The sequence below is a fragment of the Simplicispira sedimenti genome (assembly GCF_022760965.1).
Taxonomy (GTDB): domain Bacteria; phylum Pseudomonadota; class Gammaproteobacteria; order Burkholderiales; family Burkholderiaceae_C; genus Simplicispira; species Simplicispira sedimenti.
Genome location: NZ_JAKVIJ010000004.1, coordinates 106,530 through 127,024, shown reverse-complemented (window position 1 = coordinate 127,024; position 20,495 = coordinate 106,530). Strand labels below are relative to the sequence as shown.

Below are 20,495 nucleotides of genomic sequence, written 5' to 3'. Positions count from 1 at the left end.
AATCGTTCTGTTACAGCAGTATATTTTTTGGTGTTAACCATGGCTTGACGGAGTAGTCCCCGTTATTGGTAGCCTTGGCGCAGGCGCAGTGCGTTGAATATCACCGACGCCGAACTAAGGCTCATTGCCAGCGCCGCGATCATGGGGGACAGCAGCCATCCGGTGAACGGGTACATCACGCCGGCAGCGATCGGCACTCCGACGCCGTTGTAGATAAAGGCGAACATCAGGTTCTGGCGCATGTTGCGGGCGGTGTCGATGGAGATGTCGCGCGCCGCAGTGATGCCGCGCAAATCGCCTTTCACCAGCGTGACCTGGCCGCTGTTCATGGCCACATCGGTACCGGTGCCCATGGCCACGCCGACATCGGCTTTGGCCAGCGCTGGAGCATCATTGATGCCGTCACCGGCCATGGCAACAATGTGGCCTTCCTTCTGGAGTTTTTCCACCAGCGCGAGCTTGTCGGCTGGCTTGACTTCGCCATGCACTTCGTCGATGCCCAGCCTTGCGCCCACAGCCTTCGCCGTGGTCAGGCCATCACCCGTCGCCATGACGATGCGCAAACCGCTGGCGTGCAGAGTTCGGATGGCCTCCAGCGTTGTCGCCTTGATCGGGTCGGTCACGGCCAGGATGCCTGCCAGTTGGCCATCCACGGCCAGGTGCATCACACTGGCGCCTTCGCTGCGCAAGCGCTCGCCGTCGCTCCTGAGTGCATCGATGGCGACTCCCTCCTGTTCCATCAACGCGGAGTTGCCCAAAACCAGGCGCTTGCCATCGATCGTGCCGCGTACGCCGATGCCGCTGCCTGATTCAAACGCATCGGGTTTGGTCAGCACCAGCCCTTGTGCGCGAGCGGCATTGACGATGGCATCGGCCAGCGGATGTTCGCTGCCCTGGTCCAGGCTGGCAGCCAGCTGCAACACTTCGTCGGGGGTGTGGCCGGGAGCAGCAACCGCTTTTTCAAAAGCGGGTTTGCCTTCGGTCAGGGTGCCGGTCTTGTCCACAATCAAGGTATCGACTTTGCGCATTTTCTCGATGGCACCCGCATCCCGGAACAGCACGCCCTGTGTTGCTGCCCGACCCGTAGCCACCATCACCGACATGGGCGTAGCCAGGCCCAGCGCACAGGGGCAGGCAATGATCAGCACGGCCACCGCGTTGATCAGCCCAAACACCCAACTGGGCTCCGGGCCGAACAGCCCCCAAACCAGGAACGTGGCAACTGCGATGAGAACCACCACGGCCACAAACTTTCCGGCCACCACATCGGCCATGCGCTGCATGGGCGCCTTCGAGCGTTGCGCATTGGCGACCATCTGAACGATCTGCGACAGCATGGTGGCCGCGCCGACCTTCTCGGCCCGCATGACCAAGGTACCGCTGGTGTTCAGTGTGGCGGCGATCACCTTGTCGCCGATGCGTTTGGTCACGGGCACAGGTTCTCCGGTCAGCATCGATTCATCGACAGCGCTGCTGCCTTCGACCACCACGCCGTCAACAGGCACTTTTTCGCCGGGGCGGACACGCAGAAGATCTTCCACATGAACATGGTTCAGCGGCACATCCTCTTCGCTGCCATCCAGGTTGATGCGGCGGGCGGTCTTGGGTACCAGGCCGAGAAGCGCCTTGATCGCCGCAGAGGTTTGCGAACGCGCCTTCAGTTCGATGATCTGGCCCAGCATGGTCAGCGAAATGATGACCACTGCCGCCTCATAGTAAACCGCCACCCGCCCCATGGAGACGAACGAGTCCGGGAACACGCCTGGCGCCAGGGTAGCGACCAGACTGTAGAGGAAAGCCGCGCCTGTACCCAGGCCGATCAGCGTCCACATGTTGGGGCTGCGCTGCACCAGCGACTGCCCACCGCGCACAAAGAAGGGCCAGCCGGTCCACAAAACGACAGGCAGGGAAAGCGCCAACTCGACCCAGGTTTGCACCTTCATGTCCAACCATCCGAGCCGGTGGCCGAACATCGCAAGAAGGGTCACGACGACCGTGAGCGGCAGCGTCCACCAGAATCGCCGCTGGAAGTCCAGCAGTTCGTGGTTGTCTTCCTCGTCGAGGGGAATGATGGGTTCCAGCGTCATGCCGCACTTGGGACAAGTGCCGGGGTGGTCTTGGCGCACCTCGGGGTGCATGGGGCAGGTGTAGATCGTGCCGCCCGGCTCTGGCGGCGTGGTGCCTGGTGCGTTTGCAGGCGCAGGCGCAGGCGCCGCTGGTTGCGCGGAGTGGCTGACATGTTCATGGGAGTGCCCATGGGGCACCTCGCTCTCAGGCACCAAATGCATGCCGCACTTTGGACAGCGCCCCGGGTGGTTCTGACGAACCTCGGGGTGCATGGGGCAGGTGTAGACAATGGATGTGCTCGCTGGCATGGTGAATGCCTCCAGATTCGGCCCGATGGTGAAACCTTCTCCCTGGCCAGCAAACTGGGCTGTGTCCAGAGGGTTGGCCGGGCTTAGCGGCCCGGCGACTTTTGGTACTGCGCGTTGACCTGGTCGTGCCGTGCTTGAATCTCTTTGGGCCACTGTGCCTTGATCCATGAAAGCACGGCATTGATTTCGGAGTCACTCAACACACCGTCGTAAACAGGCATGTGGGTCTGGTAGTCCGGCTGCTGAATCAGTTTCGCCAGCCCATATTTGGTGATGGCGAAGAGTTGTGCGTCCGGGTGGTGCCAGGTGTGACCGCTTTCGTCATGCGGCGGGGCTGGTAGGCGGCCATCGGGGCCATGCTCGCGCCAGTTTGGCTGCCCTTCACCACGGGCTCCGTGGCATGCGGCGCAATGCTGGGTGTAGATGCGGGCACCAAGGGTCACCACTTGGGGGTCATCGGGGCGCAACACACCGGCTGTGTTGTCCCGCGCACCGACTCCACTCAGCGCATACGCGCCTGCAGCCATCAGCAACACCACCAACATTCCGCCCAGACTCCACGTCAAGAGGCTTCTGCGCGGGGAGGTGGCGGGTGCGTCAGCCATTACAGCAGTCTCCTGCCTTGGCTGGCCGGGTGAACGGTGCTGAAGCAACCGCAGGAAAAACGCGGGCCAGGTCGGCCGCATGGTCCTGGGACGCCTTCAGGCAGAAACCGTTCAATCGGCCAAGTTGTTTTTTGGGGCATGGGGTGGTCCAGCGGGAGTCCCTCATTTGCCTGCAGGGGGCACCGGAGTATGCGACTGCATGCGGTCCATCATCATCTGCATCATGGACTCCATCATCTCCATGCGCATGCCCATCATGCGGTGCGATTCATGCATGTCGCACGCCATGGCCTTGCCGCCTTTCGGTGCGCCCATGCCGCCCATGCCACCGGACTGCCCCATCTTCTGCATCATTCCCATGCCGTCCCGCATGGTCTGCATGTGTTCGGCCATCAGCGCGCTGCGTTCCTCGGGCGTTTTGGCATTCATCATCTTTTCATGCATGGCTTTCATGGCCTGCATCTGTTTTTGCATCGCCTGGCGTTGCACCTTGGCGTCCATGTCGGGCGCAGGGGCAACGGCTGCTGGAGCTTGCGGGTGGTGGGCCGAGTGATCCGGCTCATGGTTGGCGGCCAAGCTTGATGTGCTGGCAACCGCGAGCGCAACCGCCAGCGCGAGGGCGCTGAGTGGCTGAGTGGAGGTGGTTCTGGAATTGGTCATGGCGTTTTTCCTAGGGTGTACGGCGGATGAAGCGAGAACGGAGAGGCTCCGATGTCAATGCTTGGTGTGATCCATATGGGCCTCCATGGGTTTGAGAAGCGGCGTAAATCGCGCGGTTTCAGGAGACTGGCCCTTGGCCGTGAAGCTGACGATGGCCTTCATGTCGGCGGTGGAGGCATAGCGCCCGGTGCCTTTGAGGCGGTTGTCTCCGTCGGGCACCAGTGCCACGCTGGCCTTGCCCTTGGCAGCAAGGATGGTGGCGTTCCCGGTGGCACCGTCGGTAGAGACTTTTTGCCCCGCGTGGTCGGTGACATAGACCACCACGGTTTTGTCGGCTGCCTGCGGGGTTGATTTGTCCACCACCAGTTCCAGGTGGTAGGCGCCTGCCATGCGCAACTGGCCGCCATGCGGTGCCTGCTGTGTATCCAGGTAGGCGTCGTCGTGGGCCTGCACGCTGGTGGTTGCGGTGGCCAATGCCAGGGCAATGGCGGGGATGAATCGGATTTTTTTCATGGAGACTCCTTGGTATAGGCCCGGCCTTTCGCAGGGTGCTAGAAACTGTCGGTGGTTTTTTCCTGGCGGTGCAACGTGAGCAGGCGTTCCAGGGGCTTTTCGCCCCAGCGCCAGAACATCAGCGGCGTCAGCAAGGTGTCGAGCAGCGTGGAGCTGACCAGGCCGCCGAAAATCACCACGGCCACGGGGTGCAGCACTTCCTTGCCGGGGGCATCCGCCGACACCAGCAGCGGCACCAGCGCAAAGGCAGCCACCAGCGCCGTCATCAGCACCGGGGTGAGGCGCTCGAGCGAGCCGCGCACGATGAGTTGCTTGCCAAATTTTTCACCCTCGAACGCGCACAGGTTGATGTAGTGGCTGATCTTGAGGATGCCGTTGCGCGTCGAGATGCCCGTCAGCGTGATGAAGCCCACCAGCGCGGCCACCGACAGCGGCTGGCCCGAGATCCACAGTGCCAGCACACTGCCCACCAGGGACAGCGGAATGTTGCCCATGATGATGAGGGTCAGCACGGTGGAGCGGTAGCGGCTGTAGAGCACGAGGAAGATCAGGGCCAGCGACACCAGGGCCAGCAGGGCAATCAACCGGGCCGCCTGCTCCTGGGCCTGGAACTGGCCTTCCAGCGCCGTGAAATATCCTTCGGGCATGGGCGTGGCAGCCAGCGTGCTGCGGATGTCGCCAATGATGCGCGCCATGTCGCTGCCGTCGGTATTGGCCGAAACCACGATGCGTCGGCGGGCGTTCTCGCGGCTGACCTGGTTGGGGCCTTCGCCGTCTTCGATGGTGGCCAGCAGGGACAGGGGCACCGCCCCTGTGGGGGTTTCGATCAGCAAGCCCTTCAGGGCGTGCAACCCGCGGTCGTCCTCGGGCAGGCGCACCACCAGGTCAAAGCGGCGGTTGCCTTCAACGATCTGGGTGATGCGCTCGCCTTCGATCATCTGCTGCAAGGATCGCAAAACGGCACCAGGTGCGACGCCGTAGCGTGCGGCCTGCTCGTAGTCCAGGTGGATCTTGATCTGCGGAATCAGCACCTGCTTCTCGATCTGCAGGTCGGTGATGCCCGGAATGCGCGACAGTCGGTCGCGCAGGTCGCCTGCCAGACCGCGCAGCGTGTCCAGGTCGTCGCCGTACACCTTCAGCGCAATCTGTGCCCGGACGCCCGAGAGCAGGTGGTCCAGACGGTGCGAAATGGGTTGCCCCACGCTGGTGGCTGCGGGCAGGGTGGCCAGTCGGGCGCGAATGTCCTGCACCACGACATCGCGGCTGCGCTCGGACACCTTGAGGTCGATGTCCATCTCGGTGTAGTGCACCCCTTCCGCATGTTCGTCCAGTTCGGCGCGGCCGGTTCGGCGGCCCACCTGGGTGACCTCGGGGACTTGCAGCGCCAGTTGCTCGGCCAATGTTCCGATGCGGTTGGACTCCTCCAGCGAGGTGCCGGGGTTGAGCAACACGTTCACCGTGAGCGTGCCTTCGTTGAAGGGCGGCAGGAACGAGCGCGGGAAGAAGGGCACGCTGGCGGCAACCGCCATAACCACGACCAGCGCAACCGCCAGCAGGGTGCGGGAATGATCGAACGACCCATTCAACAAGCGGGCATCCCAGCGCTTGAGCCAGGCCGCCAGCGGGCTGTCGCCCGCATGCAGTTGCTTCATGCGCGGCAGCAGGTAGTAGCACAGCACGGGCGTGATGGTGACGGCTACCACCATGCTGGCCAGGATGGACACCACATACGCAATGCCCAGGGGTGTGAACAACCGGCCTTCAATGCCGGGCAGCGCAAACAAGGGCACAAACACCAGCACCACGACCAGGGTTGCATAGACGACGCCCGTACGCACCTCGCGGGAGGCGGCGGCAATCACTGTCAGGGCCGGGAGCGGCTGCGGTTTCAGGCGGTTTTCCTTCAGGCGGCGCAGCACGTTTTCGACGTCCACCACCGCGTCGTCCACCAGCTCGCCAATGGCGATGGCCAGCCCGCCCAGCGTCATGGTGTTGATCGACAGGCCGAAATAGCGGAACACCAGCGCGGTCACCATCAGCGACAGCGGAATGGCCACCAGCGAGATGACCGTGGTGCGCACATTCAGCAAAAACAAAAACAGCACGACCGCCACCAGAATGGCGCCATCGCGCAGGGCTTCCTGGACGTTGCCCACCGAGCGTTCGATGAAATCGGCCTGCTTGAACAGGAACTGCGGCGTTTCAATGCCCTGGGGCAGCGCCTTGTTCAGCGTGGCCATGGCCTGCTCGACCGCCTGGGTGAGCGCCACGCTGTCGGCGCCGGGCTGCTTCTGCACCGACAAAATCACCGCTGGCTGGCCCTTGTAGCTGGCATCGCCGCGCTTGACGGCCGGGGCCAGCCGAACGTCGGCCACCTGGTGCAGCAGGATGGGCTGCGTGCTCTTCACACCCACCACCACGTTGCGCAGGTCTTCGATGCGGCTGGTGCGGCCCACTTGCCGGATCAGGTATTCACGGCCCTGCGCCTGCAAGAAGCCACCGCTGGTGTTGGCGCCAAAATCGCGCAGCGCGGCGTCCACTTGCTCCCGCTCGATGCCCAGGGCCTGCAGCTTCGCCGGGTGAATCTCGACCCGGTACTGGCGCACCTCTCCGCCGATGGGCGTGACCTGGGCAATGCCCGGGATGGTGAGCAGCCGGGGGCGAACCACCCAGTCGGCATATTCGCGCACCTGCATCGGGCTGACCTTGGCGGGGTCGGCGGGCAGGGCGATCAGCAGAATCTCGCCCATGATGGAAGAAATCGGCCCCATCTGCGGCACGATGCCCTCGGGCAGCTGTTCGCGCACCAGGTTCAGGCGCTCGGCAATCTGCTGGCGGTTGCGGTAGATGTCGGAGCCCCACTCGAACTCGACATACACGATCGACAGCCCCACGCCGGAGACCGAGCGCACTCGGGTCACCCCGGGCATGCCGTTCATGCCCGACTCGATGGGAAAGCTCACCAGCTGTTCGACTTCTTCCGGCGCCATGCCGCCCGCTTCGGTCATCAGCGTGACGGTGGGCTTGTTCAGGTCGGGGAACACATCGACCGGCATCTGCCGCAGGCTCAAGGCTCCGTACACCACCAGAAACAGCGACAAGCCCAGCACCATCAGGCGCTGGCGCAGGCTGGTATGAATGATGAAGTCAAACATTTCAGCGCACCTGGGCCAGCAGGCTGGCGCCCTGGGTGACCACGCGCTCCCCGGCGGCAATGCCGGAGGTGAGAGCGGTGCTGTCTGCGCTCAGGGCCTGTGCGCGCACCGTGCGGCGTTCGAATTTTTCGGCCCCCGTATGCACCCACACCGCCTGATCTCCCCCCGCACCGCGTACCACGGCCGCCTGCGGAACAGCGGCGCCTTTGTGCGTCTGCCGTGTGGTGGCGATCACTTTGACCGACTGGCCCACCGCCAGTGCATGCTGGTCCGACGGAATGCGGAACTGCAGTACCCAGGCCTGCTCACGCAACTGCCTTCCGCTGCCGACAAACTGCAGTTCGGTGCCGGTGCCTGCCACACTGGTGCTGGCCGCTGTAACACCCTGGGCCAGGGCGGGGTCGTAGGCCAGTGCCTCCACGGTCAGCTGTGCGGGGTTGACCACCTCGAACAGCGTTTCTCGCGCATCGACCACCTGTCCGGCCATGACATGCACCGCGCTGACCACGCCCGACACCGGTGCACGCAGCGGCTCCGGCGCCTGCAGACTGGCCTGCAAGGCCTGCCTACGCTGGCGCAGTGCCTCTGATTCAAGCCGCGCGGCATCAATGGCCGACTGCGGCACGGCGCCCTTGAGCTGGGCGTATCGATCGGCCTTGCGCTGGGCGATGGCTTGTTGTGCATCCAGGTCGGCCAGCTGGGCCTGCAGGCCGCCGCGTTCGGTGTTGGACACAGTGGGCCGCACATACGCCAGCACTTGCCCTTTGCGGACCAGCTGGCCCAGGGTGGGCAAACCCTGGGCCGGTGCTTCGATACGCCCCGGCTGGGTGGATTGCACGCGCCCTCCGGCGTTGGCATCGGCCACCACCTTGCCTTGCAGCTCGACTGAGGTGGGCAGATCACGGATGTCTGCCCGCACGGTGCGCAAGCCCCATTGCCTCTGGATGGCCTTGGGGATGAACAGGCTGCCGTCGGCCAGGCGCTGGGGGGCCGTGGTGCCTGTGGCGGGCAGGGGCGCTGCGGCGGGGCCGTGGTCGTGGTCTTCGCCACCGTGGGCGAAGGCTGCACCATGCAAAGCCAGCAGGCATGCGGCTACCAGGTGGGAAAAATGGGAGGATGTCATACGGTGGACCCAGGGGTGATTGCACGGGGGCGACGGCGCAGGGCCACGAGGCCCGCGCCCGAGAGCAGCAAGGTGCCACCCAGGCCCCAGGCCATCCAGGGTTCGGTTCTCAAGCCGGTCGCGGTAGCCGGGGTGGCAGCGGCTGGGGTGGGCACCTCCAGCGTGGCGCTCAGAAGATCGGCGGTGTCTTCAGTTTCGATGGTGATGGTCAGCGGGTGCTTGCCCGCCTGGCCGAGCGTGCCCTGGGCCATCCAGTACACGCCGGGAGACGATTGCGTGGCCTTGGCCTGCATGGTGCCGGTGTCCACTTCCACCTGTGCGCCTTCGACAGGTTCATTGGTGTCGAAGCGGTCGATGTGCAGCACCAGCCGATCCTGCGCCAGTGTGGCCACCAGTTCGAAGGCATCGGTCTGGGCTTCGGCGCGAGGGCCTTGCGCGGCCATGGGCACAGCAGCGACGACGGGATTTGGCTCGCTGTGGTCTTCATCGCCATGGGCCAGGGCAGGCCACGCCACAGCGGCAAGGGCGGTGCCCAGCAAAAGGTTTCGCAGGTTGTTCATTTCGGAAGGACTCCCAAGGTTTGGAGCATGCGGGACCGGGCGGCCATCAGGGCCACCTGCTGCTGGCCCACCAGGGCCTGGGCTTCCAGTGCGTCGGCGCGTGCGCGCAGCAGGGCGGTGAGGTCGGTCTCGCCGAGGGCAAAGGCTTTTTCTGCCAGTTGGAGCGTGTCGGTGTCCAGGGCCAGGCGCTCCTGCGCCTGCTTCCACTGGCGTTCCGTGGTTTCCAGGTGGCGGCGGGCCAGGGCAGCATCAAGCGCCAGCGTGCGTTCCACCTGGTCTATTTCTGCCTGGGCCTGCGCCAGCTCGGCCAATGCGGCCGACTGGGCCTGGCGCACCAGCGGCTCGGACGACAGCGGAATGGTCAGCTTGACCCCCAGGGTGTTTGCATACGGTTGTCCAGCCGCGCCGCGGTCGCGCACCATGCGCAAGGCCAGCTCGGGTGACGCACGGCGTGTGGTGTCTGCCGACCGCACCCGTGCCTGCGCCTGGGCGAGGGTGGCCGAGGCAGCGGCACGCAGGGGGTGCTCCTGGCCGGGGGCGTCCCGAACAGCGGGAGGTTCGGGATCCAGTTGCTGGGGTGCGGCAGTGCCAGTGAGCGCATGAAAGCTCTGCTCGGCCAGCAGCAGGGCGGCGTCGCTGTCGGCGAGGGCGCCCTGGGCGGCGAGCACTTCGCGCTGGGCCAGATTGGCGTCGATGCGTGCCAGCTCACCCGCGCGGTAGCGGCGCTGCACATTCGCCAGGAGGGCCTGGGCCGTGTCCACGCGCTGCTGGGCCTGGGTACGGGTTTGGCGCGCAGCCGCCACGGTCCACCAGGCGGTGCGCAGCTCGCCCGCCAGTTGCAGGCGCAGCGCATGTTGTTGCGCCACGACCTGGGCCTGGCCGCTGGCAGCCTCGGCGCCTTGCGCCGCTTTCTGGCCGGGCAGCCACAGCGGAACGGCCATTTCGACCTCCCATTCGCGCTGGCCCTGGTTGGCGTGAAAGCGGTCGCTCGCGGATCCCAGTGACAGCGTGGCCGGTCCCGGCGTCAAGCCGCTGGCCGCTTCGACGCGGGCTGCGGCCTGGGCGTTGCGTGCGCTGCCCGCCTGGGCCTGGGGGTGCAACAGCCAGGCCTGCTCCAGGGCCTGGGCCATTGTTTGTGCGGCGGCTGGTGTAGTGGCCAGTACGAAGGTCAGCAACCATCCCGTGAATCGGCCCGGTCTTCTGTATTGCAAGGGGTGTGAGAGCATGGCGTGCATGGTGCTGCGTGTCCCCCGACGGGCAGATTTCCGGAAGATTACAAATCTGTCATCTACGTTCCTGGCCCCTGTGAGGCAGGCACAATCCGGCGCAGAGCCCTGTCGCAGCACCGCGCCCATGAAAATCCTCATCGTTGAAGACGAGCCCAAGACGGGCGACTACCTCCAGCAGGGTCTGGCGGAGTCGGGCTTTGTGGTCGATCTGGCGCGCAATGGTGTGGACGGTTTGCACCTGGCGGTCACCGGCGACCACGACCTGCTGGTGCTCGACGTGATGCTGCCCGGCCTCAACGGCTGGCAGGTGCTGGAGACTTTGCGCCGCAGCGGCAAGGAAATACCGGTGCTTTTTTTGACCGCGCGCGACCAAGTAGAGGATCGTGTCAGGGGCCTGGAGCTGGGGGCTGACGACTACCTGGTCAAACCGTTTGCGTTCTCGGAGTTTCTGGCGCGTGTGCGCACCCTGCTGCGCCGGGGCCGAAGCGTCATGGAGTCCACCGCGCTGCGCGCCGCCGACCTGGAACTGGACCTGTTGCGCCGCCGCGTGGTACGCGGTGGGCAGCGCATCGACCTGACCGCCAAGGAGTTTGCGCTGCTGGAGCTGCTGATGCGCCGTCAGGGCGAGGTGCTGCCGCGCTCGCTGATCGCCTCGCAGGTCTGGGATATGAATTTCGACAGCGACACCAACGTCATCGAGGTGGCCATGCGCCGCCTGCGCGCCAAGGTGGACGATGCCTTCGAGCCCAAGCTCATCCGCACCGTGCGTGGCATGGGCTATGTGCTGGAGGCTCCGTGATCGCACGCCTTTCGCTGACGGCGCGGCTCACGCTGCTGTTCACCCTGGGTTCGGTCGCCGTGCTGCTGGCTTTGGGCGGGCTGGTCGGGGGGGCGATCGAACGCCACTTCGAGGATCTGGACCGTGCTGAACTCACGGGCAAGCTGCAGCATGCCCAACACCTCATTGCGCAGGTGGATTCCCTGGCACAACTCGAACGCCTGTCCGCGCCGCTGGGGGATGCATTCCTGGCGCACCATGACTTGGTAGTGCGAGTTCTCGGGCCAGACCAGCAGGTCTTGCTGGCGACGCCCGATGCGCAGTGGCCACCGCAGTTGCCGGTGCTGGCCACAGAGCTGGCCTTGGCGCCGCTGTGGACATGGGCGCAGGACGGAAAGAACTACCGGGGTCTGGCAGCAACGTTCCCAACGGCCATGGGTACGCAGGTGCAGGTGACCATGGCCATCGACAGCGAACACCACGATGCCTTCCTGCGCGCCTTGCAGCGCAGCCTGTGGCTGTTTGTGGCTTGCGCGGCCTTGCTCATGGGGCTGTTGGGTTGGTTTGCCGCGCGCCGGGGTCTTGCGCCGCTGCGCTCCATGCGTGAACAGGCGGCCGGGGTGACGGCACACAGCCTGGACCGGCGCCTGCCCGCGCAGGCCGTGCCTGCCGAGCTGGCCGACCTCGCCGCCACCCTGAACGAAATGCTCGAGCGTCTGGAAGAGGCCTTCCGGCGCCTGTCCGATTTTTCCTCTGACCTGGCCCATGAGCTGCGCACGCCCATCAGCAATCTGATGATGCAGACGCAGGTGGCGCTGAGCCGCCCGCGTGATGCCGATAGCTACCGTGCCATCCTGGAATCGAACGCCGAGGAGTTCGAGCGCCTGGCGCGCATGATTGCCGACATGCTGTTCCTGGCCAAGGCCGAGAACGGCCTGACCATCGTGCATGGCGAGCCGGTGGACCTGGCGCGCGAGGTGCGCGACCTGTTTGACTTTTACGAGGCGCTGGCCGACGAGCGGCGCATCGCTTTGGTGCTCACGGGTGACGGCATGGTGCAGGGTGACCGGCTTATGCTGCGCAGGGCGTTGAACAACCTGTTGTCCAATGCCCTGCGCCACACTCCGCCGGAAGGCCGGGTGACGGTGACCATCGTGCGCCAGGAAGGCCCGTTGTTGCTGCAGGTGGAAAACACGGGCGAGACGATTCCCGCGCAGCATCTGGACCGCTTGTTTGAGCGCTTCTACCGTGTGGATCCTGCGCGCCAGCATGCCGCAGGCGAAGGCACAGGGCTGGGTCTTGCCATCACACAGGCCATCCTGCGCGCACACCAGGGCGAGGTGTCCGCCGCGTCGGCCGGTGGACGGACCGTATTCACCCTGCGCTTTCCCTACTGATTCAAACCGCCCGGGCGCAGGGGCGTTCGGCAACGCGGTCGCGCCAGGCCTGCAGGTGGGGCATGTCCTCGGCGCCAGGGACAAACTTCATCAGTCCGCGGGCGAACTCCAGCGCGCAGAAGGCGGTGATGTCGGCAATGGTGAAGCGCTCGCCCGCCACATAGGGTTGCTGCGCCAGCGTGTCGTCCAGCCAGCGCGCAGCCTCGCGCATCTTGAGGCCTTCGCTCTGGCCGTAGTCGGGGAACTGGGGCTGCTCCAGCACCGCCAGGCCGGGGTGCGTGTGGCGAATGCAGTGGCCAATGCGCGCAAACAGGTACCACTCCACGCGCCGGTCGGCCATCTCGATGAAGGCGCGCTCCTCGAAGTCCTGGCCCATGAGGTTGGGTTCTGGGTAGCGCCCTTCCAGCCAGGTGCAGATGGCGCGCGTCTCGGTCAGGATGCGGCCATCGTCCAGCTCCAGCGCGGGAACGGTGGCCAGCGGGCTTTTGGCACGAAAGGCCTGCGCCTTGTGCTCCTGGGCGTTCAGATCCACGGGCACCAGCGTGATGCCGGTGATGCCCTTTTCGGCCATGAACATGGTCACGCGGCGTGGGTTGGGGGCGCGGGGGGCGGTGTAGAGCTGCATTGCGGGTCTCCGGAACGGTTTCAGACGCCCGATGGGCGCGACTGGCCCATCTCCACCATCTTGCGTGCTTCCTCGGCAAACTGGCGTTCCTTTTCCTCGCGGTCGGGACCGTTCTCGCGCATGGAGGGCGGCATGAGGATGCCTTTTTGAACGGCGGGGCGCGCGCGGATGGCCTCCACCCAGCGCTGCAAGTGGGGCAGGTCGTCGATCGGAACGCCCGACCAGCGGTGCGTGCGCACCCAGGCCCAGTTGGCGATGTCGGCGATGGAATAGTCGCCCGCCAGGTATTCGTGCTCTTGCAGGTGGGTGTCGAGCACGCGGAACAGGCGCCTGGATTCGCCCTGGTAGCGGTCGATGGCGGGCTGGATCTTCTCGGGGAAGTAGCGGAAGAACACGTTGGCCTGGCCCATCATGGGGCCAATGCCACCCATCTGGAACATGAGCCACTGCACCACGCGCGAGCGGCCCTTGGCGTCCTGGGGCAGCAGCCGCCCGGTCTTCTCGGCCAGGTACATCAGGATGGCGCCGGACTCGAACACCGCGAAGTCCTCTGCGTCGCGGTCCACGATGGCTGGAATGCGCCCGTTGGGGTTGATGGCCAGGAACCAGGGCTCCTTCTGAACCCCGCGCGCGAGGTCGAGCACATGCATCTCGTAGGGCAGGCCCAGTTCCTCCAGTGCGATGGAGACCTTGTGTCCGTTGGGCGTGGCGGCGGTGTAGAGGTCGATCATGCGGGCCATTATGCTCAGCGGGGCGCAGGCCTGCTGTCGCCAGGGTTCAGGCGGCCAGGGCCTGCGGCTGCCGTGCTCGCATGCCCGCCGCCAGGGGCTCCAGCAAGGCGCGGGTGGCGCCGTCGTGCGGTGCGCAGGCCAGGCCCAGATGGCGCTCGAAGGTGACGGTGCCTGCCTCCAGCGGACGCACGACCGTGCGGCGCGCATGGTGCGCGTGCGATGCGGGAACGATGGCCAGGCCCAACCCCAGCTCCACCATGTGCAGCAGGAGCTCTTCGCGGGCCGCGCTGGCGCGCACGTCTGGCACTACGCCGCGCTCGGCCAACAGCCGCGCGAACGACTGCTGCTGCGGGCAATAGGGTCGTTCGATCAGGGGCATGCCTTGCAGGTCGTCCAGGGCAAAGCCTTTGCGAAAGCGCAGCGGGTGGGATTCGGGGACGAGCATCACATAGGGCTCGCGCCACAGCGGCACAAAGACGTCGGTAGCGCGCTTGCAGCTTTCGGCCACCAGGCCCAGTTGCGCCTCGTCCATGGACGCCGTGAGCCGCAGGGTGGCGCCGAGCAGGTGCTGGTCGAGCAGCGCGATCAGCGGCGCGGCGGTGTGTACGAGCACATCGTCCTGCAGGTACAGACCCAGGGTGGCGCGCGGGCTGTCGCGGAAATCGCGCACCATGGCCGTGGACTGGGCCAGCAGGCTGCAGGCGCGCGGGTACAGGCGCTCGCCCGCCGGGGTGGGCGCCAGGCCGCTGCGGCTGCGCTCGAACAGCACTGTGCCCAGGGCCTCCTCCAGCCCCTTGATGGCCATGCTGATGGAGGGCTGGGCCACGAAGCAGCGTCGCGCCGCTGCCGTGACGGACCGCTCCTCGAAGGCGGCGACGAAGTAGCCCAGGGCGCGCAGGTCGAACAGCATGGCGGGTGCTTTCAGGCCGCGCCCGCGGGCTCGGCGGCGAGGGGGGTGATGGTGGCGACGGTCTCGCGGAAGTAGTCCAGAAGACCGTCCCGCGAATGGCTCACGATCCAGGTCTGGCTCTCCACCTCGCGCTGCTGCAGGCCGTAGTGGAATCGCTGGTGGAACTGCGTGAGCACCCAGTTATCGCCCAGTGCCTGGCTGTGCGCGCGCAGGATGCGTGTGCCCTGCGGAAAGATCTCTGTCGCCAGGCGCTGCAGCACCGCCAGCACGCCGGCCTTGCCCTGGGCCTGCTGCCAGGCCACGTCGGCGTCGTCGCGGTAGTGGTCGATGCGGAAGTCCACATCGTCGGCGATGAGCGCGAGCAGCCGGGGCACGTCGCCCTGGGCGAAAGCGGACAGCACGTGGTCGATGGCGTGGAGGGCGGGTGCGGGGTGGGTCATGGCAAGGCTCCTGTGAAAAGCCGCGACTGTAGGGAGCGGCTTGCCATCGGTAAATTATTTTATTTGTTTATTGAATCAATAAATTTTTGATGGTTCAAGACGATACGCCAGGCAAGGCCCGCAAATAGCCCTGCAAGGCCTCGATGGCCTGGCGCACCTTGGCGGGCTGGGCGTCGCGCTGCGGGGTGACGGCCCAGATGTCCAGCGTGCCGAACGACCACTGCGGCAGCAGCCGCACCAGGCGCCCGGCCTGCAGGGCCTCCTGCACATCCATGCTGCCCATCAGCGCCAGGCCCAGGCCGGCCTCGCACATCTGCTGGATCGAGAGCTGGTTGTTGCTGGCGATGCGCGGCTGCACCACCAGGCCGCGCGCCGTGCCCGCCGGGCCCTGCAGCTCCAGCCGCAGGCCCGTGCCCTCGCGGGAAAAGCCCAGCCAATCCTGGGCGTGCAGCGCGTCGGGGTCGAGCGGCGCGGCGTGGCGCGCCAGCCAGCCGGGGCTGGCGCACAGCCACCATTGCATGGCGCACAGGCGCCGCGCGGCCCAGGTGGAGTCCGCCAGGCGGCCAAAGCGCAGCGCCAGGTCGATGCGCGACTGGATCAGGTCGATGGGCGCATCGTCCACCAGCAGCCGCAGGCGCAGTGCGGGGTGGCGTGCCAGCATGTCGCCCAGGGCTGGGGCGATATGGCGGGCAAAACCCACGGTGGCCGAGAGGCGCAGCTCGCCGCTGGGCGCGGCGTGTGCCGCGGCCAGCTCGGCGCGCGCCTGCTCGGCCGCCGCGCACAGGGCTGCGCAGTGCGTGTGGTAGCGCTCGCCCGCCTCGGTCAGCACGAGCTTGCGCGTGGAGCGGTGCAGCAGGGTGACGCCACCGGTGCGCTCCAGCAGGCGCACCTGCTGGCTCACGGCGGAGGTGCTCATGCCCAGGGCACGCGCCGCACCGCTCATCGATCCGTGCTGCACCACGCTGGCGAACACGGCCATGCGCCGCAGGTCATCCATGGGTGTCTCCTGGCTTGATTGTGAAGTAGGGCTTCATTGTGAAGGCTATTTTCACCCTCTACCGCAATGATTGTGCAGTTCGTAAGCTTTCAGCATCGCAACTTTGGAACCAGGAGAACCCCCATGAACATCGCTCTGATCGGCGCCACCGGTTTTGTCGGATCGGCCGTGCTCCAGGAATTGCTGCAGCGCGGCCACCGCGTGACGGCGTTGGCCCGCAACCCGGCCAAGCTCGCCCCGCGGGAAGGCCTGACGGTCCGCGAGGCCGATGCCCAGGATGCCGCCCAGGTGGCGCGCGCCGTGGCCGGGCACGATGCCGTGGTCAGCGCCTACAACCCAGGCTGGGACAACCCGCGCATCCACGACGAGTTCTTGCGCGGCACCCGCGCCATCATCGATGGCACCAAACAGGCAGGCTTGCGCCGCATTCTGGTGGTGGGTGGTGCAGGCAGCCTGTTCGTGGCGCCCGGCGTGCAACTCGTGGACACGCCCCAGTTCCCGGCCGAATGGAAGCAGGGCGCACTGGCCGCGCGTGAGGCGCTGAACTGGATCCGGGCCGAAGACACGCTGGACTGGACCTTCCTGTCGCCCGCCATCCTGCTGCAGCCGGGCGAGCGCACGGGGCAGTACCGGCTGGGGACGGAATCACCCCTGATGGCCGGCGAGCAGCCCGGCACCATCAGCGTGGCCGACCTGGCCGTGGCCATCGTGGATGAGCTGCAGACGCCGCGCCATGTGCGCCAGCGCTTCACCGTGGCGTATTGATCTCAGGTTCTCAGGCGGCTGGCCGTGGCAGGCGCTGCAGCGCAGGTGCGGCGCTGGGGTGCTGGGGTGCTGGGGTGCTGGGGTGCTGGGGTGCTGGGAGCTTGCGTCGGAAGACAGCTTGAACACGGCCACGGCGCGCACCAACTGCTCGGCCTGGTGCTGCAGGCTGCTGGCGGCGGCAGCACTTTCCTCGACCAGCGCGGCGTTCTGCTGCGTGGCCTGGTCCATGTGGGTGATGGCTTCGCCGACCTGGGACATGCCTGCGCTCTGCTCGCTGCTGGCCGCGCTGATTTCGCCCACGATGTCGGTCACACGGCGGATGGAGGAAACCACCTCGGCTATGGTGGCGCCTGCCTTGTCCACCAGGGCAGAGCCTTGCTCCACACGCTCCGCGCTGGCGTGGATGAGTTCCTTGATCTCCTTGGCCGCCTGGGCGCTGCGCCCGGCCAAGGATCGCACCTCGCTGGCCACCACGGCAAAGCCCCGGCCTTGCTCGCCCGCGCGGGCGGCTTCCACGGCGGCGTTGAGTGCCAGGATGTTGGTCTGGAAGGCAATGCCGTCAATGACCTGGATGATGTCGGCAATGCGCTTGCTGCTTGCGTTGATGCCCTGCATGGTGCGCACCACATCGGCCACCACGTCGCCTCCCTGCACGGCCACGGTGGAGGCGTTCATGGCCATCTGATTGGCCTGGCGAGCGTTGTCGGCGTTGGCCTGAACGGTGGAGTTCAGCTCCTCCATGGAGGCAGAGGTTTCCTCCAGTGCGCCGGCCTGCTGCTCCGTGCGGGCGCTCAGGTCATGGCTGCCCTGGGCGATCTGCGTGCTGGCCGAGGCCACCATGTCGGCGTTCTGGCGCACGTTGTGCACCACCTGGGAGAGGCGGCCCTGCATGGCATACAGGGCGTTGAGCAGCAGTGCGATTTCGTCCTTGCCCTGGCTCGCCGTGGCCACCGTCAGGTCGCCCCCAGCCACGGCCTGGGACACCTGCACCGCGCGGTCCAGCGGCTGGGTCACGGTGCGGCTGAAGAGCACTGCGGAGTTGATGCGCTGCCGCGCAGACGATGAGCATGACGGCCAGGCTCATCACCGTGGCGTTGCGTGCGTGTTCGGCGGCTTTGTCTGCGGTGGCGGCTGCGGCCTTCTGGATCAGTTCGCCCGCCTGGTCCAACAGCTTGGCGGGCTCGCGATCCATGCCTTTGACGGCCTGGTCGCCTGCCTGCGGGTCTTGCCCGGCGCTGTGGAAGGCCTCCAGGCCCTTGCGGTAGTCGGCGCCCATGCGCTGGTGCGCCTGGGCAAACTGCTGCACCCGCTCGCGTGCGTCCCCTGCGGGCAGGCCCTTCAGCAGCTGGGCGGCTTGGGTTTGGATGGCGGCTTCTTCCTTTTCAAAGGCCGCCCAGTAGCGCTTGAGTTGTTCGGCATCCTTGCCGCGCAGCAGCACGTTCTTCCACTCCTGCACCTGCACCTTGAAGGCGACCAACATGCTGGCAGCGGCGCGCTCGTGGTCCACACTGGCGGCCACTTCGGTTTCGTAGGTGGTGAGGGCCTGGTTGAGTCACGCAATGCCAAACAGCGCGGCGGCCAGCAGAAGCAGCAGGGCTGCCGTGAACACCAGGGGGAGCTTGAGGCGCAGCTTCATGGCGATCTCTCCGAACGATGTGTGGGGGCAGGTCGTGGCAGGGCCTGTCGAGGCCCTTGAGCGCTGCGGGTGCGCTCCAGTTATGGGTGCGCGTTATCGCCTGGTGCTCCGCACAAACCTGATGGCCTGGTCTGGGCTCAGGCAGCGTCTTCGATCACCGGCTCGCAGCGCACCTCGCAGCGCACGGAGTTGGCGATGAAGCATTCCTCGTGTGCGCGGTGGTGCAGGGTGTGGATGGCCTCGGTGGTGGGGCGCAGGTGGCCGCTGAAGTGCACCTGCGGGCGCAGGGTGACCTCGGAAAAAGCAAACTTGCCCGCGATGTTCTGTGCCATGGTGCCGCTGGCGCGGTCTTCGTAGCGGTCCACGCAGTAGCCTTCGCGGGCCGCCAGGGACAGGAACCACAGCATGTGACAACTGGAGATCGAGGCGATGAAGGCCTCTTCCGGGTCCACCGCCGCCGGGTCGGACCAGGGCAGGGGCACCACGTGGGGGGATGAGGAGCCAGGCACCTCCAGGCCACCATCGAAGCGCAGCCAGTGGCGGCGGCTGTAGCGCTGGTCCACAAAGGCTTGGTCGCCGCGTTCCCACACCACCTGGGCTTCGTAGTTGGCCATGAAAGGCTCCTTTGCTATAAAAATAATAGCTGTTGGCGCAATGAATATGAGCGCTGGAGCCCGTTTTGTATCACACCACCCCTTGGGCCTGCAACTGGGCGATGCGCTGTGCGTCCAGCCCCAGTTCGCGCAGCACCTCGTGGGTGTGCTGGCCCAGCGCGGGCGGGGCGTTGCGCAGCACAGGCGGCGTGGCGGACAGGCGCAGCGGGCTGGCCACGCCGGTGATGTGCTGCACGCCGTCGGCGGCTTCGCCCTGCGGCCAGCGCGGCAGGGTCACAGCCAGCCCACGTGCCTTGACCTGGGCATCGTCAAAGGCCTGGGCCACGGTGTTGATGGGGCCGCAGGGCACGGCCTTGTCTTCGAGCAGTGCAATCCAGTCGGCGGTGGTGCGCGTGCGCGTGACCGCCTGCATGGCCGGGATGAGGTCTGCGCGGTGCTGCACGCGCAGCGTGTTGGTGGCAAAGCGCGGGTCTTGCGCCCAGGCGCCCTGGCCGGCGGCGGTGCAAAAGCGCTGGAACTGCCCGTCGTTGCCAATGGCCAGCAGCATGCTGCCGTCCAGCGTAGGGAAGTCCTGGTACGGCGCCAGGCTGGGGTGGGTGTTGCCTTGGCGCACGGGCGCCACGCCAGTGGCCAGGTAGCCTGCGGCCTGGTTGGCGAGCACGGCCATGCCCACGTCGAGCAGGGCCATATCGATGTGCTGGCCCTGGCCGGTGCCGTTTTTGGCGTTGTCGCGCACATGCAGCGCGGCCAGGATGGCGTTGCTGGCGTACAGGCCGGTGAACAGGTCGATCACCGCCACGCCCACGCGCTGTGGGCCGCCGCCGGGCTCGCCATCGGCGCGGCCGGTGATGTCCATCAACCCGGTCATGGCCTGCACCATGAGGTCGTAGCCCGCGCGCTCGGCGTAGGGGCCGTCCTGCCCGAAGCCGGTGATGGAGCAATAGATGAGGCGCGGGTTGAGCGTGCGCAGGCTTTCATGGTCCAGCCCGTACTGCTTCAGGCCGCCGACCTTGAAGTTCTCCACCACCACATCGGCCTGCTGCGCCATCTGGCGGATGAGCGCCTGGCCCTCGGGTGTGGCCATGTCGATGGTCACCGAGCGCTTGTTGCGGTTGCAGGCGGTGAAGTAACTGGCCTGCGTGGTGTCGTTGCCGTCCGCATCCTTCAGGAAGGGCGGGCCCCAGTGGCGCGTGTCGTCGCCCGCGCCGGGGCGCTCGACCTTGACCACATCGGCGCCCAGGTCGGCCAGGAGTTGCGTGCACCAGGGGCCAGCGAGCACGCGCGAGAGGTCGAGCACCTTGATGCCTGCGAGGGCGCCTGGTGAGGGAGAGGGGGTGGTCATGAAGTACTATAAATTTGATAGCTGGTAGCGCTTGTCCATA

Annotated in this window: 18 protein-coding genes and 1 pseudogene; 3 read left to right on the top strand and 16 right to left on the bottom strand. The window is 66.3% G+C overall.

What is annotated here, in order from left to right; all coding sequences use genetic code 11:
• Window positions 1-62: 62 nt before the first annotated feature.
• The 8 genes from MJ602_RS06185 to MJ602_RS06150 all read right to left on the bottom strand — a co-directional run bounded on the left by MJ602_RS06185 (window position 63) and on the right by MJ602_RS06150 (window position 10,121).
• On the bottom strand, window positions 63-2,339 hold the full coding sequence (locus MJ602_RS06185) for a copper-transporting P-type ATPase (protein ID WP_243020108.1): 2,277 nt from the start codon (window positions 2,337-2,339) through the stop codon (window positions 63-65).
• A 119-nt stretch (window positions 2,340-2,458) separates the two neighbouring features.
• Window positions 2,459-2,980, bottom strand: coding sequence for a c-type cytochrome (locus MJ602_RS06180; protein ID WP_243019991.1), 522 nt, complete (start codon window positions 2,978-2,980; stop codon window positions 2,459-2,461).
• Window positions 2,981-3,142: 162 nt separating this feature from the next.
• Entirely contained in the window at window positions 3,143-3,640 is a 498-nt protein-coding gene (locus MJ602_RS06175) for a hypothetical protein (RefSeq protein WP_243019990.1), read from the bottom strand.
• A gap of 54 nt (window positions 3,641-3,694) precedes the next feature.
• Window positions 3,695-4,153: a hypothetical protein gene (locus MJ602_RS06170; RefSeq protein ID WP_243019989.1), complete on the bottom strand. Its 459-nt coding sequence runs from the start codon at window positions 4,151-4,153 to the stop codon at window positions 3,695-3,697.
• A gap of 38 nt (window positions 4,154-4,191) precedes the next feature.
• Window positions 4,192-7,308 carry an efflux RND transporter permease subunit gene (locus MJ602_RS06165; RefSeq protein WP_243019988.1) on the bottom strand — a complete coding sequence of 1,039 codons (3,117 nt, stop codon included), beginning with the start codon at window positions 7,306-7,308 and terminating at the stop codon, window positions 4,192-4,194.
• 1 nt (window position 7,309) lies between these two features.
• Window positions 7,310-8,431 (bottom strand): efflux RND transporter periplasmic adaptor subunit, encoded by a 1,122-nt coding sequence (locus MJ602_RS06160; protein ID WP_243019987.1) that lies wholly within the window; start codon window positions 8,429-8,431, stop codon window positions 7,310-7,312.
• Entirely contained in the window at window positions 8,428-8,991 is a 564-nt protein-coding gene (locus MJ602_RS06155) for a hypothetical protein (protein ID WP_243019986.1), read from the bottom strand. Before MJ602_RS06155 ends, MJ602_RS06160 begins: the two co-directional genes overlap by 4 nt.
• Window positions 8,988-10,121: a TolC family protein gene (locus MJ602_RS06150; RefSeq protein ID WP_243019985.1), complete on the bottom strand. Its 1,134-nt coding sequence runs from the start codon at window positions 10,119-10,121 to the stop codon at window positions 8,988-8,990. The genes MJ602_RS06155 and MJ602_RS06150 overlap by 4 nt, the downstream gene beginning before the upstream one ends.
• Before the next feature lie 223 nt (window positions 10,122-10,344).
• Between MJ602_RS06150 and MJ602_RS06145 the strand changes: the two genes are divergently transcribed.
• Both MJ602_RS06145 and MJ602_RS06140 read left to right on the top strand, forming a co-directional pair.
• A complete protein-coding gene (locus MJ602_RS06145; RefSeq protein ID WP_243019984.1) occupies window positions 10,345-11,019 on the top strand; it encodes a heavy metal response regulator transcription factor in 675 nt (224 codons plus the stop codon).
• Window positions 11,016-12,395: a heavy metal sensor histidine kinase gene (locus tag MJ602_RS06140; RefSeq protein ID WP_243019983.1), complete on the top strand. Its 1,380-nt coding sequence runs from the start codon at window positions 11,016-11,018 to the stop codon at window positions 12,393-12,395. Before MJ602_RS06145 ends, MJ602_RS06140 begins: the two co-directional genes overlap by 4 nt.
• Window position 12,396: 1 nt before the next feature.
• Here the strand turns inward: MJ602_RS06140 and MJ602_RS06135 are convergent, their stop codons facing one another.
• The 5 genes from MJ602_RS06135 to MJ602_RS06115 form a co-directional block, all read right to left on the bottom strand.
• Window positions 12,397-13,020, bottom strand: a complete 624-nt coding sequence (locus MJ602_RS06135) for a glutathione S-transferase family protein (protein WP_243019982.1) — start codon at window positions 13,018-13,020, stop codon at window positions 12,397-12,399.
• 20 nt (window positions 13,021-13,040) lie between these two features.
• Window positions 13,041-13,751 carry a glutathione S-transferase family protein gene (locus MJ602_RS06130; protein WP_243019981.1) on the bottom strand — a complete coding sequence of 237 codons (711 nt, stop codon included), beginning with the start codon at window positions 13,749-13,751 and terminating at the stop codon, window positions 13,041-13,043.
• 46 nt (window positions 13,752-13,797) lie between these two features.
• Complete coding sequence (locus tag MJ602_RS06125; protein ID WP_243019980.1) at window positions 13,798-14,661, bottom strand: LysR family transcriptional regulator; 864 nt, start codon at window positions 14,659-14,661, stop codon at window positions 13,798-13,800.
• 11 nt (window positions 14,662-14,672) lie between these two features.
• On the bottom strand, window positions 14,673-15,101 hold the full coding sequence (locus MJ602_RS06120; RefSeq protein WP_243019979.1) for a nuclear transport factor 2-like protein: 429 nt from the start codon (window positions 15,099-15,101) through the stop codon (window positions 14,673-14,675).
• A 94-nt stretch (window positions 15,102-15,195) separates the two neighbouring features.
• Entirely contained in the window at window positions 15,196-16,098 is a 903-nt protein-coding gene (locus tag MJ602_RS06115) for a LysR family transcriptional regulator (RefSeq protein ID WP_243019978.1), read from the bottom strand.
• Window positions 16,099-16,221: 123 nt separating this feature from the next.
• Here MJ602_RS06115 and MJ602_RS06110 point away from each other — a divergent pair, with 123 nt between their 5' ends.
• Window positions 16,222-16,863 (top strand): NAD(P)-dependent oxidoreductase, encoded by a 642-nt coding sequence (locus tag MJ602_RS06110; RefSeq protein ID WP_243019977.1) that lies wholly within the window; start codon window positions 16,222-16,224, stop codon window positions 16,861-16,863.
• On the opposite strand, the pseudogene MJ602_RS06105 reads toward MJ602_RS06110, so the two are convergent.
• The 3 genes and pseudogenes from MJ602_RS06105 to MJ602_RS06095 form a co-directional block, all read right to left on the bottom strand.
• A pseudogene (locus tag MJ602_RS06105) lies at window positions 16,744-18,499 on the bottom strand (methyl-accepting chemotaxis protein). The gene MJ602_RS06110 and the pseudogene MJ602_RS06105 sit on opposite strands and share 120 nt — an antisense overlap.
• 137 nt (window positions 18,500-18,636) lie before the next feature.
• Complete coding sequence (locus MJ602_RS06100; RefSeq protein ID WP_162015559.1) at window positions 18,637-19,113, bottom strand: OsmC family protein; 477 nt, start codon at window positions 19,111-19,113, stop codon at window positions 18,637-18,639.
• A 70-nt stretch (window positions 19,114-19,183) separates the two neighbouring features.
• The gene (locus MJ602_RS06095; protein WP_243019976.1) at window positions 19,184-20,455 is read right to left on the bottom strand and encodes a CaiB/BaiF CoA transferase family protein; all 1,272 of its coding nucleotides are present in this window, start codon (window positions 20,453-20,455) and stop codon (window positions 19,184-19,186) included.
• Between the last annotated feature and the right edge of the window lie 40 nt (window positions 20,456-20,495).

Bases quoted from the DNA above. Each gene is read 5' to 3' on its own strand.
- MJ602_RS06160 (WP_243019987.1), bottom strand. From the start codon at position 8,431: ATGACATCCTCCCATTTTTCCCACCTGGTAGCCGCATGCCTGCTGGCT.
- MJ602_RS06125 (WP_243019980.1), bottom strand. From the start codon at position 14,661: ATGCTGTTCGACCTGCGCGCCCTGGGCTACTTCGTCGCCGCCTTCGAG.
- MJ602_RS06100 (WP_162015559.1), bottom strand. From the start codon at position 19,113: ATGGCCAACTACGAAGCCCAGGTGGTGTGGGAACGCGGCGACCAAGCC.
- MJ602_RS06110 (WP_243019977.1), top strand. From the start codon at position 16,222: ATGAACATCGCTCTGATCGGCGCCACCGGTTTTGTCGGATCGGCCGTG.
- MJ602_RS06180 (WP_243019991.1), bottom strand. From the start codon at position 2,980: ATGGCTGACGCACCCGCCACCTCCCCGCGCAGAAGCCTCTTGACGTGG.
- MJ602_RS06150 (WP_243019985.1), bottom strand. From the start codon at position 10,121: ATGGCCCAGGCCCTGGAGCAGGCCTGGCTGTTGCACCCCCAGGCCCAG.
- MJ602_RS06120 (WP_243019979.1), bottom strand. From the start codon at position 15,101: ATGACCCACCCCGCACCCGCCCTCCACGCCATCGACCACGTGCTGTCC.
- MJ602_RS06145 (WP_243019984.1), top strand. From the start codon at position 10,345: ATGAAAATCCTCATCGTTGAAGACGAGCCCAAGACGGGCGACTACCTC.
- MJ602_RS06115 (WP_243019978.1), bottom strand. From the start codon at position 16,098: ATGGATGACCTGCGGCGCATGGCCGTGTTCGCCAGCGTGGTGCAGCAC.
- MJ602_RS06185 (WP_243020108.1), bottom strand. From the start codon at position 2,339: ATGCACCCCGAGGTTCGTCAGAACCACCCGGGGCGCTGTCCAAAGTGC.
- MJ602_RS06095 (WP_243019976.1), bottom strand. From the start codon at position 20,455: ATGACCACCCCCTCTCCCTCACCAGGCGCCCTCGCAGGCATCAAGGTG.
- MJ602_RS06170 (WP_243019989.1), bottom strand. From the start codon at position 4,153: ATGAAAAAAATCCGATTCATCCCCGCCATTGCCCTGGCATTGGCCACC.
- MJ602_RS06155 (WP_243019986.1), bottom strand. From the start codon at position 8,991: ATGAACAACCTGCGAAACCTTTTGCTGGGCACCGCCCTTGCCGCTGTG.
- MJ602_RS06130 (WP_243019981.1), bottom strand. From the start codon at position 13,751: ATGATCGACCTCTACACCGCCGCCACGCCCAACGGACACAAGGTCTCC.
- MJ602_RS06175 (WP_243019990.1), bottom strand. From the start codon at position 3,640: ATGACCAATTCCAGAACCACCTCCACTCAGCCACTCAGCGCCCTCGCG.
- MJ602_RS06165 (WP_243019988.1), bottom strand. From the start codon at position 7,308: ATGTTTGACTTCATCATTCATACCAGCCTGCGCCAGCGCCTGATGGTG.
- MJ602_RS06135 (WP_243019982.1), bottom strand. From the start codon at position 13,020: ATGCAGCTCTACACCGCCCCCCGCGCCCCCAACCCACGCCGCGTGACC.